14 protein-coding genes are annotated in these 14,333 nt (G+C 70.3%); 4 read left to right on the top strand and 10 right to left on the bottom strand.

Going from position 1 to position 14,333, the window contains the following annotated elements; all coding sequences use genetic code 11:
• Positions 1-41: 41 nt before the first annotated feature.
• Entirely contained in the window at positions 42-1,190 is a 1,149-nt protein-coding gene (locus Pme01_RS18175; RefSeq protein WP_168116870.1) for a M20 family metallopeptidase, read from the bottom strand.
• Positions 1,187-2,092 carry a polysaccharide deacetylase family protein gene (locus Pme01_RS18180; protein WP_168116869.1) on the bottom strand — a complete coding sequence of 302 codons (906 nt, stop codon included), beginning with the start codon at positions 2,090-2,092 and terminating at the stop codon, positions 1,187-1,189. The genes Pme01_RS18175 and Pme01_RS18180 overlap by 4 nt, the downstream gene beginning before the upstream one ends.
• 98 nt (positions 2,093-2,190) lie before the next feature.
• Here Pme01_RS18180 and Pme01_RS18185 point away from each other — a divergent pair, with 98 nt between their 5' ends.
• Positions 2,191-3,297, top strand: coding sequence for an RNA-guided endonuclease InsQ/TnpB family protein (locus Pme01_RS18185; RefSeq protein WP_168116868.1), 1,107 nt, complete (start codon positions 2,191-2,193; stop codon positions 3,295-3,297).
• Between the two features lie 119 nt (positions 3,298-3,416).
• Here the strand turns inward: Pme01_RS18185 and menC are convergent, their stop codons facing one another.
• Together menC and Pme01_RS18195 are read right to left on the bottom strand one after the other, a co-directional pair.
• Entirely contained in the window at positions 3,417-4,523 is a 1,107-nt protein-coding gene (gene menC, locus Pme01_RS18190) for an o-succinylbenzoate synthase (RefSeq protein WP_168116867.1), read from the bottom strand.
• A gap of 5 nt (positions 4,524-4,528) precedes the next feature.
• On the bottom strand, positions 4,529-5,296 hold the full coding sequence (locus tag Pme01_RS18195) for a GNAT family N-acetyltransferase (protein WP_168116866.1): 768 nt from the start codon (positions 5,294-5,296) through the stop codon (positions 4,529-4,531).
• A 106-nt stretch (positions 5,297-5,402) separates the two neighbouring features.
• Here Pme01_RS18195 and Pme01_RS18200 point away from each other — a divergent pair, with 106 nt between their 5' ends.
• From Pme01_RS18200 to Pme01_RS18210, 3 genes are all read left to right on the top strand, one after another.
• Complete coding sequence (locus Pme01_RS18200) at positions 5,403-7,034, top strand: N-acyl-D-amino-acid deacylase family protein (RefSeq protein WP_203935722.1); 1,632 nt, start codon at positions 5,403-5,405, stop codon at positions 7,032-7,034.
• Positions 7,035-7,416: 382 nt separating this feature from the next.
• A complete protein-coding gene (locus tag Pme01_RS18205; protein ID WP_168116865.1) occupies positions 7,417-8,001 on the top strand; it encodes a TetR/AcrR family transcriptional regulator in 585 nt (194 codons plus the stop codon).
• A 26-nt stretch (positions 8,002-8,027) separates the two neighbouring features.
• Positions 8,028-8,687: a lysophospholipid acyltransferase family protein gene (locus Pme01_RS18210; protein ID WP_168116864.1), complete on the top strand. Its 660-nt coding sequence runs from the start codon at positions 8,028-8,030 to the stop codon at positions 8,685-8,687.
• A 46-nt stretch (positions 8,688-8,733) separates the two neighbouring features.
• Here the strand turns inward: Pme01_RS18210 and Pme01_RS18215 are convergent, their stop codons facing one another.
• The 6 genes from Pme01_RS18215 to Pme01_RS18240 form a co-directional block, all read right to left on the bottom strand.
• The gene (locus tag Pme01_RS18215; RefSeq protein WP_168116863.1) at positions 8,734-9,363 is read right to left on the bottom strand and encodes a PH domain-containing protein; all 630 of its coding nucleotides are present in this window, start codon (positions 9,361-9,363) and stop codon (positions 8,734-8,736) included.
• 119 nt (positions 9,364-9,482) lie between these two features.
• Positions 9,483-10,502 carry an amidohydrolase family protein gene (locus tag Pme01_RS18220; protein WP_168116862.1) on the bottom strand — a complete coding sequence of 340 codons (1,020 nt, stop codon included), beginning with the start codon at positions 10,500-10,502 and terminating at the stop codon, positions 9,483-9,485.
• A gap of 259 nt (positions 10,503-10,761) precedes the next feature.
• On the bottom strand, positions 10,762-11,727 hold the full coding sequence (locus tag Pme01_RS18225) for an ABC transporter substrate-binding protein (protein ID WP_168116861.1): 966 nt from the start codon (positions 11,725-11,727) through the stop codon (positions 10,762-10,764).
• Positions 11,728-11,799: 72 nt separating this feature from the next.
• A complete protein-coding gene (locus tag Pme01_RS18230; protein WP_168116860.1) occupies positions 11,800-12,675 on the bottom strand; it encodes an ABC transporter ATP-binding protein in 876 nt (291 codons plus the stop codon).
• 2 nt (positions 12,676-12,677) lie between these two features.
• The gene (locus tag Pme01_RS18235; protein ID WP_168116859.1) at positions 12,678-13,463 is read right to left on the bottom strand and encodes an ABC transporter permease; all 786 of its coding nucleotides are present in this window, start codon (positions 13,461-13,463) and stop codon (positions 12,678-12,680) included.
• 2 nt (positions 13,464-13,465) lie between these two features.
• Positions 13,466-14,296: an ABC transporter permease gene (locus Pme01_RS18240; RefSeq protein WP_239088306.1), complete on the bottom strand. Its 831-nt coding sequence runs from the start codon at positions 14,294-14,296 to the stop codon at positions 13,466-13,468.
• Positions 14,297-14,333: the final 37 nt, after the last annotated feature.

Here is a 14,333-nt window from a genome sequence, read left to right on the forward strand (position 1 = left end):
GCTGACGGTCAGGCACCGCTGCTAGACGAATCCGAGGGGTCTCACGGGGCGAGCGCGTGGAGGACGGCGGCGGCCAGCGCGGTACGTTCGACCATGCCCTGCACGCTGATGTGCTCGTGCCTGGCGTGCGCGCCGTCGCCTACCGCACCGAACCCGTCGAGCACCGGGACCCCGAGGGCCGCGACGAAGTTGCCGTCGCTCGCGCCGCCGACGGAGCACTCGTCGAGCGTCACCCCGATACCCGCGGCCAACTTCTTCGCCAGCAGGAAGAGCCGTCCGGTCAGCTCCGTGCGCTCCATGACGGGCCGGTTCCACCCGCCATCCACGGTCACCGTGGCCCGCGGGTCGTGGGCGCGCAGCGCCGCGAGCGCCGCGTCCACCCGCGCCGCTTCGGCCGCGCTGCTCACCCTGACGTCGATGTCGCCGTACGCCGAGCCGGCGGTCACATTGGTACGGGTACCGCCGTGGATCACGCCCACGTTCACCGTGGTCCCCGCGTCGAGGTCGGTGAGCGCGTGCAGGGCGAGCACGGCGCGCGCAAGCTCGTCGACCGCACTGGCCCCCTTCATCGGGTCCAGGCCGGCGTGCGCCTCGATCCCGTGCGCGGTGACCCGGTAGATGCCGACCCCCTTGCGTGCGGTTTTGATCGCGCCGTCGGCGCTGGCCTCGAAGACCAGGGCGGCCCGGGTGTCCGCGGCGGCCGCCTCGATCACCGGTCGTGACGCCGGGCTGCCGATCTCCTCGTCGCCGTTGAGCAGCAGCCGTACCGGCGGGCGGGGCAGCCCGGCGGCGGACAGCGCGCGCAGCGCCCACACGGCGTGCACGAGCCCGCTCTTCATGTCGAAGATGCCCGGGCCGGTGGCGCGGTCGCCGTCCACGTCGAACGGCCAGTCGCGCAGGGTCCCCTTGTCCCACACGGTGTCGTAGTGGCACAGCATCAGGACCGGCAGGCCACCGGCGCCCGGGTAGTCGTACACCCTGATGTCGCCGTGTTCGCCGCCGTCGAACTGCTCGACGGCGGCCGGCTCGCCCAGCCGCTCCGGCACCCACGAGGCCAACCAGGACAGGCCGTCGGTCAGGCAGTCCTTGTCGTTGCTCGGCGTCTCGATCTCGACGTACCGGGCGAGGTCCGCCAGCATCTCGCCACGGTGGGCGGCGACCCAGTCGAGCAGCGCGCGGGTCGGCGTCATGAGATCCCGCCGTCGGCGAGCACGTGGTCGACGATCTGCGCATGGGTGGCGAACCAGACATCGGAAGATGCCGCGATGTGGTCGAGCAGTTCGGTCAGCACGGCGATCCGGGAGCGGTGACCGATGACGTGCGGGTGCATGGTGAGCTGGAACAGCCCGCCCTCGGCGCGGGCCAGGTCGAACTCGTCACGCCAGATGGACAGCACGCCGCGCGGCGGGGTGTACGGCCGCAGCGCGGTGTGCCGATCCATCATGAAGTACGGAGCGTCGTCACGGATCCACTCGACCGGAAGCTCGACCACGCCGGTCGGTTCGCCGTCGGCCAGTAGCTCGTACGGCTCGTCGTCGGCCATCAACGAGGAGTCGTAGCGCAGCCCCAGCTCGCGGATGATCCTGAGCGTGCTCAGCGAGAAGTCCCAGGACGGCGTCCGGATGCCGACCGGCCGCACCCCGGCCAGTTGTTCCAGTGTGTCGGCGGCCCGCACGGTGAGGTCCCGTTCGCTCTGCTCGTCCAGCAGCGTGTTGCGCTCGTGGATCCAGCCGTGCAGCGCGACCTCGTGGCCGTTGTCCACGTAGGACTTGACTTCGCCCTCGTGCAGCAGGGCGGAGACCGCGGGCACGAAGAAGGTGCTGGGCGCGGCGTACCGGTCGAGCAGGCGCAGGATCCGCGGCACGCCGACCCGGGCGCCGTACTCGCCCTGCGAGAGCTTTCCCGGCAGCACCTCGCCGTCGCGGAGCGTCGGCGTCTCGTGGTCGGAGTCGAACGACAGCGCGACCGCGACCCGGGCGCCGCCCGGCCAGGAGGACGGCCGCAGCGAGCGGCCCGCCCTGATGCGCTCGACGTGACCGCGCCACGTCGGTTCGTCCCACTGCCAGGGTTGCGGCTGTTGCGGGCTCGTCATCGAAGTCGCGGCGTGGAGACCTCCGCGTTCAGACGGAGGAAGAAACGCCGCTCCCTCCCTTCACGAAGTTGTCGTACCTGGATGGCAGGGTATGCGGCATGACCGGGGTGGTGAAGCGAGCTTTCCGGTACCGCTTCTATCCGACCTGCGAGCAGGCCGAGCAGCTGACCCGCACATTCGGCTGCGTGCGGCTGGTCTACAACAAGGCCCTCCACGCCCGCACCAGCGCCTGGAACACCGAGCGGCGCATCATCACCTACGGGGAGACCTCGGCGCTGCTGACGCAGTGGAAACGCGACGCGGACCTGGCGTTCCTGGGTGAGGTGTCGTGCGTGCCGTTGCAGCAGGCGTTGCGGCACCTGCAGGCCGGGTTCGCGGCGTTTTTCGCCAAGCGGGCCGGCTATCCACGGTTCAAGTCGCGCAAGCGGTCGCGGGCGGCGGCGGAGTACACCCGTTCGGCGTTTCGCTGGCGCGACGGGCAGCTCACACTCGCCAAGATGACCGAGCCGCTGGCCATCGTGTGGTCGCGGCCGCTGCCCGAAGGGACCGTGCCGTCGACGGTGACGGTGTCGCGGGACGCGGCGGGCCGCTGGCACGTCAGTCTCCTGGTCGAGACCACGGTCGAAACGCTGCCCCCGGCCGAGGCCGCCGTCGGGGTGGATGCCGGCATCACCAGCCTGGTCACTCTGTCGAGCGGGGAGAAGATCGCCAATCCCCGGCATGAACGGGCCGACCGGCGCAAGCTCGCCAAGGCCCAACGCGCGCTGTGCCGCAAGCACAAGGACAGCAACAACCGGGCCAAGGCCCGGATCCGGGTGGCGCGCATCCACGCCCGGATCACCGATCGGCGCCGCGACCTGCTGCACAAGGTGTCGACTCGTCTCGTCCGTGACAACCAAACGGTCGTGATCGAAGACCTCGCCGTGCGCAACCTGCTGGCCAACCACCGGCTGGCCCGCGCCATCTCGGATGCCGCCTGGTCGCAACTGCGCACCATGCTGGAGTACAAGGCGGCCTGGTACGGGCGGCGGTTGGTCGTGGTCGACCGGTGGTTGCCGTCGTCGAAACTGTGCTCGACCTGCGGACAGGTGGCCGAGACGATGCCCCTTCACGTGCGGGAGTGGACCTGCGGCTGCGGCGCCCACCATGACCGTGACGTCAACGCGGCGAAGAACATCCTCGCGGCCGGGCTGGTCGAGAGGTGAAACGCCTGTGGAGGGCCGGTAAGACCCCAACCGCCACGGCGGGGACGGCGCGGCCCGGTGAAGCAGGAACCCCTGCGGGCGACCGTGGGAATCCCCGCCCTTCAGGGCGGTGGAGGATGTCAAGGTCGTACCAACTCCTTGTCCACCAACAGGTCCTGCAGTATCTCCGGGATCGGGGCCACGCCGATGCCCGGGCCGGTCGGCACGTCGATCGCACCGTCACTCAACCGGAAGGGCTCGGTGAGGTCCTGCGCGTAGTAGCGGTCCGAAGCGGAGATGTCCGACGGCAGGGTGAAGTTGGGCAGCGCGGCCAGCGCCAGGTTCGCCGCCCTGCCGATCCCCGTCTCCAGCATCCCGCCGGCCCAGACCGGTACGCCGGCCGCCGCGCAGACGTCGTGCACCCGGCGGGCCTCCAGGTAGCCACCGACCCGTCCCGGCTTGATGTTGACGATCGAGCACGCGCCGGTCCGGATCGCCTCGTACGCGGCGCGCGCGGACACGATCGACTCGTCCAGGCAGATCGGCGTGTCCAGCAGCCGGGCCAGCTCCGCGTGGCCGGCCACGTCCTCCTCGTCCAGCGGCTGCTCGATCAGCAGCAGGTCGTACCGGTCGAGCTTGCGCAGGTGCCGGGCGTCCGCGCGGGTGTAGGCGGAGTTCGCGTCGACCTGGAGCAGGATGTCGTCGCCGAAGCGCTCGCGGACCGCGGCGACCGGGGCGACGTCCCAGCCAGGTTCGATCTTGAGCTTGATCCGCGCGTACCCCGCCTCGAGGTAGCCCGCCACGCCTTCCAGCAGCTGCGGTATCGAGTCGTGGATGCCCACCGACACGCCGGAGACGACCCGCGCCTGGGTGGCGCCGAGGTGGTCGCGCAGCGCCACCCCGGCCGCCTTGAGCTGGGCGTCCAGCACCGCGGTCTCGACCGCCGCCTTGGCCATCCGGTGCCCGCGTACGGGTTCGAGCGCCGGTGCCACCAAGGCGGCGGTGACGTCTCCGGCGGCGAACAGCCGCGGTACCAGATGGTCGGCGATGACCCGGTGGGCCGCCGAGGCGTACTCGCTGGAGTACAGCGGGTCGCTCAGCGCCACGCACTCCGCCCACCCCTCGGCGCCCGCGGTGTGTGCCCGTACGAGCAGCACGTCCCGGTGGGTCTGGGTGCCGAACGACGTCCGGAACGGCGAGACCAGAGGCATCCGGACCCGCAGCAGCTCCACTGCTTCGATCTTCATCGGAGTCAAGAGGGCTCCTTCGTGAGGACGTACCAGCCTGCGTCGGTGACGCCCGTCCAGCGGTACCCGGCGGCCAGCGCCGGCTCCATCACGGAACGCAGCGCGTCCCGCCACTCCCGTGCCAACCCGCGTTCCTGGTGGACGTCGGCGGGTACGCGTACCCAGACGTCGGTCCCGTCCGGCGGTGCGTGGTGCGCCGGGTCGAGCCGGGGCCAGCGCCGCTCGTCGGCGTCCAGCAGGCACCGGTGGGGTCGCTGCCCGGCCGGCGACGGCGCCGCCGTCAGGTCCCACTCGACGAGCACGCGGTCGGTGAGCATCCCCGCGTTGTACCGGTCGTCCATGGGTCCGTAGAAGTCCGGCAGGTAATCGACGCCGGCCGCGCCGAGCCGGGCGAGGTTGAACACGGCGTTGCGCCGGATCAGCGGGTCGAACGTCCAGGTGATGCGGTCGATCCCGCGGTCGAGGCACCACCGTCGCTGCTCGAGCTTGAGGCCGGTGCCGACGCCCCGGCCCTGCCATCCGGCGTCCACCCCGACGATGTGGGAGTGCACGTACGGTCGGGCCGGATCGCCGCCGAGGAATCCGACCGCCGCTCCGACCAGTCGTCCGTCGTGGTACGCGCCGAGCACCATGCCACCGGCGTGGCTGAGCGCGCGCAGCAGGGAGAACGGCACCACCGGGTGCGCCGCCCCCCATACCCGCCGGAACAGGGCGGACACGTCCTCCAGCTCGACGCGGTCGGTCACGCCCCGCACCTGTACGTCCGGAACCATGCCCGCAGCATGCCCGGCGCGGCACGCGTGCGCTTCGTCGGGTACGCCAAGGATCGGCACCCCGCATTGTTGATCGCGACAATCGACGACCCATACCATGCCAAATATGGGTCATGGTTCGACCATGCGCCGGGTCGTGGCCGAGATCGGATCGGCGCCGCTGCTGATCCGGGGCGGTACCGTCGCCGACGGCACCGGCGCCACGCCCGCGCCCGCCGATGTCCTGGTCCGCGGTGGCCGGATCGCCGCCGTCGAGCCGCCCGGCGTGATCCCCGCCGGGCAGTTCCCGACCGTGGACGCTACCGGTCTGGTGGTGGCGCCCGGCTTCATCGACGTGCACTCCCACGCAGACAACGCGCCACTGCTCGACTCCGACGACACCACCAAGATCCTCCAGGGGGTCACCACCGAGGTCGTCGGGAACTGCGGCTTCTCGCTCGCCCCGACCAGGGTCGACTCGGCTGCCGAGTTCGCCTCGTTCACCCAGCGGATCTTCCCGGCGATGGAGTTCACCTGGTCGGACTGGGCGGAGTTCACCGGGGTGGCCGACGCTCGCGGGTACGTCACCAACTGCGCGCCGCTGGTCGGGCACGGCACGCTGCGGATCGCGGTGTCGGGGATGGCCGACCGGACCCCGGACGCCGGTGAGCTGGAACTCATGGGCCGCGAGTTGGAGCGCGCGCTGGAGGGCGGCGCGTTCGGCATGTCGAGCGGGCTGGTGTACCCGCCCGCGGTGTTCAGCGAGACCGCCGAGCTGGTCGCGCTGGCCCGGCGTCTTGGACCCGACGGCCTGTACACCACGCACATGCGCGGCGAGGGCGCGTCGCTGCTGTCCTCGATCGCCGAGGCGGTGGAGATCGGTACCGAGGGCGGGTGTCGGGTACACATCTCGCATCTCAAGTCCAACGGCCGGGCGCAGTGGGGCAGGATGCCCGACGCCCTGTCGCGGATCGCCGCGGCCGCGGACGCCGGCTTGTCGATCACCAAGGACATCTACCCGTACACCGCGGGCTCGACCATGCTCACCGCGCTGCTGCCGCCGCCGTTCCTGGCCGACGGCGACGCGGCGGTACTCGCCCGGCTCGAGTCGGCGGAGCAGCGCCGCCGGTTGGCCGCCGTTCTGGAGTCGGGCCTGCCCGGCTGGGACAGCCACCTGGACGCCGCCGGTTGGGACGGCATCCTGGTGTCCACGACGGCCAGCCACCGGTACGAGGGCCGCACCATCGCGGAGATCGCCCGTACCCTCGACGAACCACCGCTGGACGCGTTCGTACGGGTCCTGCGCGAGGAGGAGCTACGCGCCAGCATGGTGCTCTTCTCCATGGACGAGCGCGACGTCCGGACCGCCTTCGCGGACACCGACACGATGGTCGGCTCGGACGGCCTGCCGCCCGGGTCCGGCGGCAAACCCCACCCGCGGGTGTTCGGCACGTTCCCCCGGGTCTTCGCCGAGTACGTACGCAAGGAGGAGGTGCTCCCGCTCGGGGAGGCGGTCCGGCGGGTCACCTCGCTGCCCGCGCGGGTCTTCCGCATCCCCGGACGCGGCCTGGTCAGGTCCGGCTACGTCGCCGATCTGGTGGCCTTCGACCCGGCCACGATCGACCATGAGTGCGACTACCGCGACCCGGTACGCACGCCCACGGGCATCTCCTGGGTGATGCAGGACGGTCATCTCGTGGTCGACCACCAGAGCTACCTCGGTCCCCGGCGTGGACGGCGGCTCACTCCCGCATCCTGACGCCGGTTGAGGGAGTACGTCGTGTCCACCACCGTCACCGTCACGATCCTGTTCGTGGCCTGGATCGTCGACTAGCCCCTCGCCAGGGCCGGAACCGAACTCTCATCGCCGCTCCGTTCCGCATGGCGCAGGTGGATGCTGCGCGACGCTTTGCTCTGCTCCCGGATAGGCAGCACCTGTCGCCCCGCTACCCGTTTTGCCCGTCCGGGAGCAGAGCAAAGCACGCGGCAGCGCACGTCCTCCCTGAACAGCCACAACGCCTTCACGTAGTCCTGCCTCAGTGGACCGGCGCGAGCCGGTGGTAGAGGTTCCAGCAGCGGCGCTTCCGCCGGCGTAGCCGTCGTCGGTAGACAGTGTCTACGCGGCGTGGTAGACACTGTCTATGACCGAGCAGGACGCGGGGCTGCGCGCCCGGTTGGTACGGGTCGGGGTGGACCTGGTGACAACGGAGGGGCTGTCGGCACTGTCGCTTCGTGAGATCGCCCGGCGTGCCGGGGTGTCCCACGGGGCTCCGCGTCGCTACTTCCCCACCCATCTGGCCCTGCTGTCGGCGATCGCCCGCGAGGGCTTCGCCGACCTGACGGCCAGGGTCACCGCGGCGCTGGGCGAGAGCCCCGGGCACCCTTTTGCTCAGCTGACGACCCTGGGGCGGCAGTACGTCGAGTTCGGGCGGACCAACCGCGGGATGTTCGAGCTGATGTTCCGCCACGACCTGCTGGAAAGCAACCAGTTCGGCCTACGGGAGACCAGTCTGCCGCTGTTCCGGCTGCTGGTCGAAATCGTCGATCGAGCGCGCCCCGGTTCGACCGTCCCCGTGCCGGTGATCGCCGGCGCGCTGTGGGCGAACCTGCACGGCATCGTGCAGTTGTGGAACTGGGGAAGCCTTCCCCTCGCGACCGGATCCGACGACGTGGAACCGCTGCTGCGAGCGGCGCTGGACGCCCATCTCGGACCGCGACCCCGGTGAGCTCGCCACTCCAACGAGGAGGCTCCGTGCCGCCGTTGTACGCCCTGGCCAAACTGACAGTCGGCAACCTTCTGCGACTGTTCTGGCGTCCGGTGGTGGAGGGGCTGGAGCACGTGCCCCGGCGCGGCGGCGTGATCCTCGCCGGTAACCACCTGTCGGTCGCCGACGAGCTGTTCCTCGCCGCGGTCCTACCCAGGCACATCGCGTTCTGGGCGAAGGCCGAGTACTTCAGCGGCGGGTGGCTGACCCGCACCCTGGTCAGTGGCGTGGGCGCGATCCCGGTGGAGCGCGGCGGCGGTCGGGCCGCGCTGGCCGCCTTCGACGCCGCCGTCCCCGTACTGCGGGCGGGTGGAGTCGTCGCCGTCTACCCGGAGGGCACCCGCTCACCCGACGGGCGGCTCTACCGGGGCCGTACCGGGGTGGTCCGGCTCGCCCGGCAGGCCGAAGTGCCGATCGTTCCCGTCGGCGTGACCGGTACCGACAAGGTCCAGCCGATCGATGCCCGCCTGCCGCGCCTGAACGACGTGACGTTCCGGTTCGGCCGGCCGCTGGAGGTGGCAGGTCGCATCGACGGTCCCGCCGACATCCGGGCGGTCACCGACGAGTTGATGGCGGAGATCCAGAAGCTGAGCGGCCAGGAGTACGTGCCCCGGTACGCGCCGAAACGCGGTACCGGGCCCGCGTAGCGCGGATCGTTCGCTGTCCGGGCAGCAGCCGAGGCGTTCCCGCCGGTCACCTCCGGCCGTTGCGTCCGCGCAGCGCGACCGTCGCCACCACTGCCAAGACCAGGCCCACCACCCCCAGCCAGGGCTGATCCAACCGGGAGCCACCGAGCGCCAGGATCCCCGCGGCCGGATAGGCGGAGTGCCACGGGGTGAGGCGCAGTCCCTTGCGCCCGGCCGCCGACTCTGCCGTCGTCCGGGGTGCCCGGCCACCCCGGTACTGCGCCAGCATCACGTTGAGGTCCCGCGCCACCCGGTCGGCGTGGCCCAGCTTGCCCGCCACGCGAGAAACGTTGGACGTGGCCAACGCCGGCACCCGAACCGACGGTAGGCCGTCGCACCGGTGCACGTAGAGCACCTCCAACGAGTCGAACCCGCGAATCTCCGTCCAGGGCACGGTCGTCGTCCGCAGCGGTTGCACCACGGTGACCCCGGTCGGCCCGGCGATCAACCTCGGCCGGATCAGCCCGAACCAGGCCAGGAAAGGAATCCATGACACGACCAGGGGGCAGATCAGCGACCCGGCCGAGCCGCCGGTGTAGACCAGCCACAACACCCATATGCCCAGGGGGACGGCGGCCAGCAGGCAGCCCGCGACGATCAGGACCCGGCTCCGGTACACCCGCGGCTTGTCGATCATCGTCGCAGAGCCTACAAGTCGTCGGCAAATCCCGGGCGCCGTTGAACTGGTCAGCCGCAACGGTGTCGGTCGGGCGCCACGCTGTGTGGCGCCCGACCGACGACTCGGTCCGGGGAGACTTACTTGTTCCTGGACTTCAGCGCCGCGTCCAGTCGCGGGTAGACCCGGCGGACGTTGCCCTCGTAGACCTTCTCGCGATCGGCCGGCGCCAGGTCCAGCGCGTCCACGTACCGCCGGGTGTCGTCGAAGTAGTGACCGGTCCGCGGGTCGATACCCCGCACGGCGCCGACCATCTCGGAGCCGAACAGGATGTTGTCGATATCGATGACCTCGAAGAGCAGGTCGATGCCGGGCTGGTGGTACACGCACGTGTCGAAGAAGACGTTGCGCATGACCGCCTCCTCCACCGCGGGCCGCTTGAGCATGTCGGCGAGCCCCCGGAACCGGCCCCAGTGGTAGGGCACCGCTCCGCCGCCGTGCGGGATGACGAACTTCAGGTCGGGGAAGTCCTTGAACAGGTCCGCCTGCACGAACTGCATGAACGCGGTGGTGTCAGCGTTGAGGTAGTGCGAGCCGGTGGCGTGGAAGTTCGGGTTGGTCACCGCCGACACGTGCACCATGGCGGGCACGTCGAGCTCCACCATCGCCTCGTAGAACGGGTACCAGCTGCGATCGGTCAGCGGTGCCGAGGTCCAGTTGCCGCCACTGGGGTCCGGGTTGAGATTGCAGCCCACAAACCCGAGCTCCTCGACGGAGCGCCGCAGCTCGGCGACGGAGTTCGCGATGGGAACCCCGGGCGACTGCGGCAGCTGGCAGACGCCGATGAAGCTGTCCGGGTACAGCTCGACCACCCGGGCGATGAGGTCGTTGTTGGCCTGCGTCCAGCGGGTACTGACGGCCTCGTCGCCGACGTGGTGGCCCATCGCCGAGGCACGGGGCGAGAAGACCGTCAGATCGATACCGCGCTCGGTCATCAGCCGGAGCTGGCTGCCCTCGATCGTCTCGCGGATCTCGTCGTCGGAGATCGTGGGGTAGAGCGGCGGCTCCTCGCCGGCGCCGAAGGCTGCCTTCTGGGCCTCCCGCCAGGAGGTGTGCGCCTCCGGTGCGGTCGTGTAGTGACCGTGACAGTCGATGATCAAGCGTACCCTCCTGGCGTATTTCGTCGTGCCGGTCGCCGTTGGTCCCCGCCGCGCCTACCCAGCGCACCGCAGCCTCGCCGCGCTCCCGAGGACAGGCCTGCGACCAGGCCGGATGGAGCGCGGCGACGCACCCCGACGACCGGCCCCTCGGGCGCGCCAAGGCGCTACCCGATGCCCTCGGCAGCCTAGCGACGCTCCCTTCCGGGAACGCCGGCACGGTAGGCCGAAGGGGCGGAGCCGGTCATCGGGGTCGGCTACGTCAGCCGGTGGCGATCAGTTTGTTGACGTCGACGGTGCTCTGCGTGTGGCCGTACTTGCGCATGAGCTCGGCCACCGTCTTCAACGAGTCGACGTTGGTCTCCTGCGGCCAGGCGGGCAGCTTGATCTTCTGCGCCACGTCGGCCTTGATCGTGGTGTAGGTCGTGACGATGCGCCGGACCTCGTCGGGGTGCTCCTGCGCGTACTGCATCGACTGCTGGAGGGCCGCCCGGAAGTTGTCGATCACGGCCTTGTTCTGCGAGACGTACTGCTGGGTCGCGAAGTAGCTCGCGACGGTCAGGTTGGCGGTGGCGTCGGCGTACTGGGCGCCGATCACGCGGGCCCCCTGGCTGATCGACGCCGAGAGGAAGGGCTCGACCATCGCGGCCGCGTCCACCTTGTGGTTGGCCACCGCGGCGGGCATGTCCGGGAAGCCCAGCTCGACGAACTTCACGCTGGCCGGGTCCCCGCCTGCCTTCTCCACGATCGCCCGGGTCGTGACGTCGTTGATGTTCTTGAGGTTGTTGATGGCCACGGTCTTGCCGGCCAGGTCCTTGGGTGACTGGAGGGGGCTGTCCGCGGGCACCACCACACCGGCGAAGTCGGTCTTCGGGTCACCGGTGGAGGAGACGCCATTCGCGACGATGCGCAGCGGCAGGTTCTGCGAGCCCGCGAGCAGCACCGAGGTCACGTTGCCGAAGGCGAGCTGGAAGTCGCCGGCGATGACACCGGGGATGGCGGCCGCACCGCCGGACTGCTGCACGAGCTCCAGGTCGATCTTGTGCTGGGCGAAGAAGCCCTTCTCCTTGCCGAGGTAGATCGGCGCCACGTCGACGATCGGGATGACACCCACCTTCAGCTTGGTGGTGCCGCCGGGCTCGGTCGAGCCGGAGGTCTTCCCGCCGGACCCGCAGGCGGCGAGGGCTAACAGGGACAGCGCCACGACCGGCGCGAGAAGTCGACGCATGTGAGCTCCTTTGATGGGGTCGGTGATGGGGGTGAGATCGGAAAAGCACTGCCGTGCCGTGGGCGGTCTCCCCTACACGGCGTTGCCGTGCGCGACGACGTCCGGCGTCGCGTCGGGACCGGGCTCGGAGCCCTTGCGGTGCTTGGCGAGCTGGATCTGCTCGTACACGTGGTGACGAAGCTCCGCGAACCGGCGCCCGGAGCGCGTCTCGAGCTGGCTGCGCTCGTCGGGCAGGTCGATCGGGAGGTCCTCCATCACGACCGTGGGCGAGGAGGACAGCACGAGGACCCGCTGGCCGAGGTAGACCGACTCCTCGATGTCGTGGGTGACGAACAGGATCGTGACGCCCAGCTTGTGCCACAGCGACCGGATGAGGTCCTCGAGGTCCGCCCGGGTCTGCGCGTCCACCGCCGCGAACGGCTCGTCCATGAGCAGCACCTGCGGCTGGTACGCCACGGCACGCGCGATGGCCACCCGCTGCTGCATACCGCCGGAGAGCTGCCACGGGTACGCGTCGTGCACCTCGCCCAGGCCGACGGCCGCCAGGGCCTCGTTCACCAGCTCCTGCCGTCTCGCCTTGGGCAGCTTCTTCTGCTTCAGCGGCAGCTCGACGTTCTGCTGGACCGTCTTCCACGGGTAGAGGCTTCGCCCGTACTCCTGGAAGACCACCGCCATCGACTGCGGGGGCCGGGTGACCCGCTGCCCGTCGAGCGTGACCGTGCCCGCGGTCGGCTCGAGCAGGCCGGCGATGCACTTGAGCAGCGTCGTCTTGCCGGCCCCGGACGGGCCGACGATGCACACGAGCTCGCCGCGCCCCACCGAGAAGGTGAGGTCGCGGATGGCTTCGACGGTGCGGCCGTGGCCGGTGTAGATCTTCTGGACGCCCCGTACGTCGAGCAGGACGTCACGGTCCTGGGTCTGCGGGGTCGCGAACGTGTCGCCGCTCATTCCTACTCTCCTCGTTGCGATCGGCGCAGACCCTGGTACCAGCGCAGACTGCGCCGCTCGAAGAGCTGGAACAGCAGGGACAGGACGAACCCGAGCAGGCCGAGCAGGATGATGCCGCTCCACATCTCGGGGATGGCAAAGCTGCGCTGGAACTGGATGATCGTGAAGCCCAGCCCGTTGGAGCTGGCGAACATCTCGCTGATCACCATGAGGATGATCGAGATCGACAGCGCCTGGCGCATTCCGGCCACGATCTGCGGGCTCGCGGCGGGGAGCACCAGGTGCCGCAGCCGCGCCCAGCCCGTGACGCGGTAGCACCGCGAGGTGTCGGACAGGACCTCGTCGACGGCTCGAACGCCCTCGACGGTGTTGAGCAGGATCGGCCAGAGCGCACCCAAGACGATCACGATGACCTTGGCCGTGTTCCCGATGCCGGCGAACAGGAACAGGACCGGGATGAGTACCGGCGGCGGGATCGCCCGGAAGAACTCCAGCACCGGCTCGGTGATCCGCCGCAGCGTGCGGTTCGCCCCCAGCACGACGCCCAGGGCGACGCCCAGGACCACCGCACCCGCGTAACCGATCAGCAACCGGGTGACGCTGGGCAGGACGTCGGCCCGCATCCGCTCCGCGAACCAGGTACGCCCGAAGGTCTCCAGGATGCTCGACAGCGACGGGAAGAAGAAGTTGGTGCTGTTCGCGGAACCGAACCACCAGGCCACCACGAGGACGACCGGCAGGGCCAGCGCGAAGAACAGGCCACGGCCGCCGCGGAGAATTCCGTTCATGGTCAGCCCCCGAGGTCCGCGCGCACGGAGGAGTGCCAGGCCAGCGCGCGCCGCTCCAGTGCCCGCGCGAGCAGATTGACAACCACGCCGAGGAGACCGGTGAAGAGCACGATCCCGTAGATGGTGGGGACGTCGTTGCCGGATTGGGCCCGGACGATCAGCCAGCCCAGCCCCTGTCCGATTCCGACGATCCCGGCCGTCACGGCGAGGATGAGCGCCACCGCCGCACCGAGCCGGACGCCGGTCATCACGTACGGCAGAGCAGTCGGCCACACCAGGTGGCGCAGTCGGGCCCATCGTCCGAGCTGGTACGAGCGGGCGGTCTCGCGGGCCACCGGGTCGACGTCCTGGACGCCGTAGATGGCCTGGATGAGCACCTGCCAGAAGGCGGCGTACACGATCAGCAGCAGGGTCGAGCGGATGTTGGTGATCCCGAAGACCAGTACGGCGAGCGGGATGAGAGCCACCGAGGGCACCGGCCGGAGGAACTCGACCGTAGAGGCGGTGAGCCGCTGCAGGATCGGGACGCTACCGATCAGCAGTCCCAGTCCGACGCCGGCCACCAGCGCGATGGCCAGGCCGATACCCCAGGCCTGGAGGGTCTCCCCCGTCGCGCTCCAGAACGTGTCGGTGCCCATCGCTTCGACGAGAGCGCCGACCATCGCGCTGAATGGCGGGAAGTACCGCTCCGAGATGACGCCGGTCCGCGGCAGCAGTTCCAGGACGCCGGCGAAGGCGACGAGGCCGAACAGGCCCAGCGACCAGTCGGGTAACCCCGACTGCCGGCGGGCGGGCATTGTCCCCGCCCGTCTGGTCGGCGCGTCGATGCTCACGGCAGGGCTCCTCGGGTCGGCTGATCGGCTTCGACCA

Origin of the sequence: Planosporangium mesophilum (assembly GCF_016863255.1) — a bacterium.
Taxonomy (GTDB): Bacteria; Actinomycetota; Actinomycetes; order Mycobacteriales; family Micromonosporaceae; genus Planosporangium; species Planosporangium mesophilum.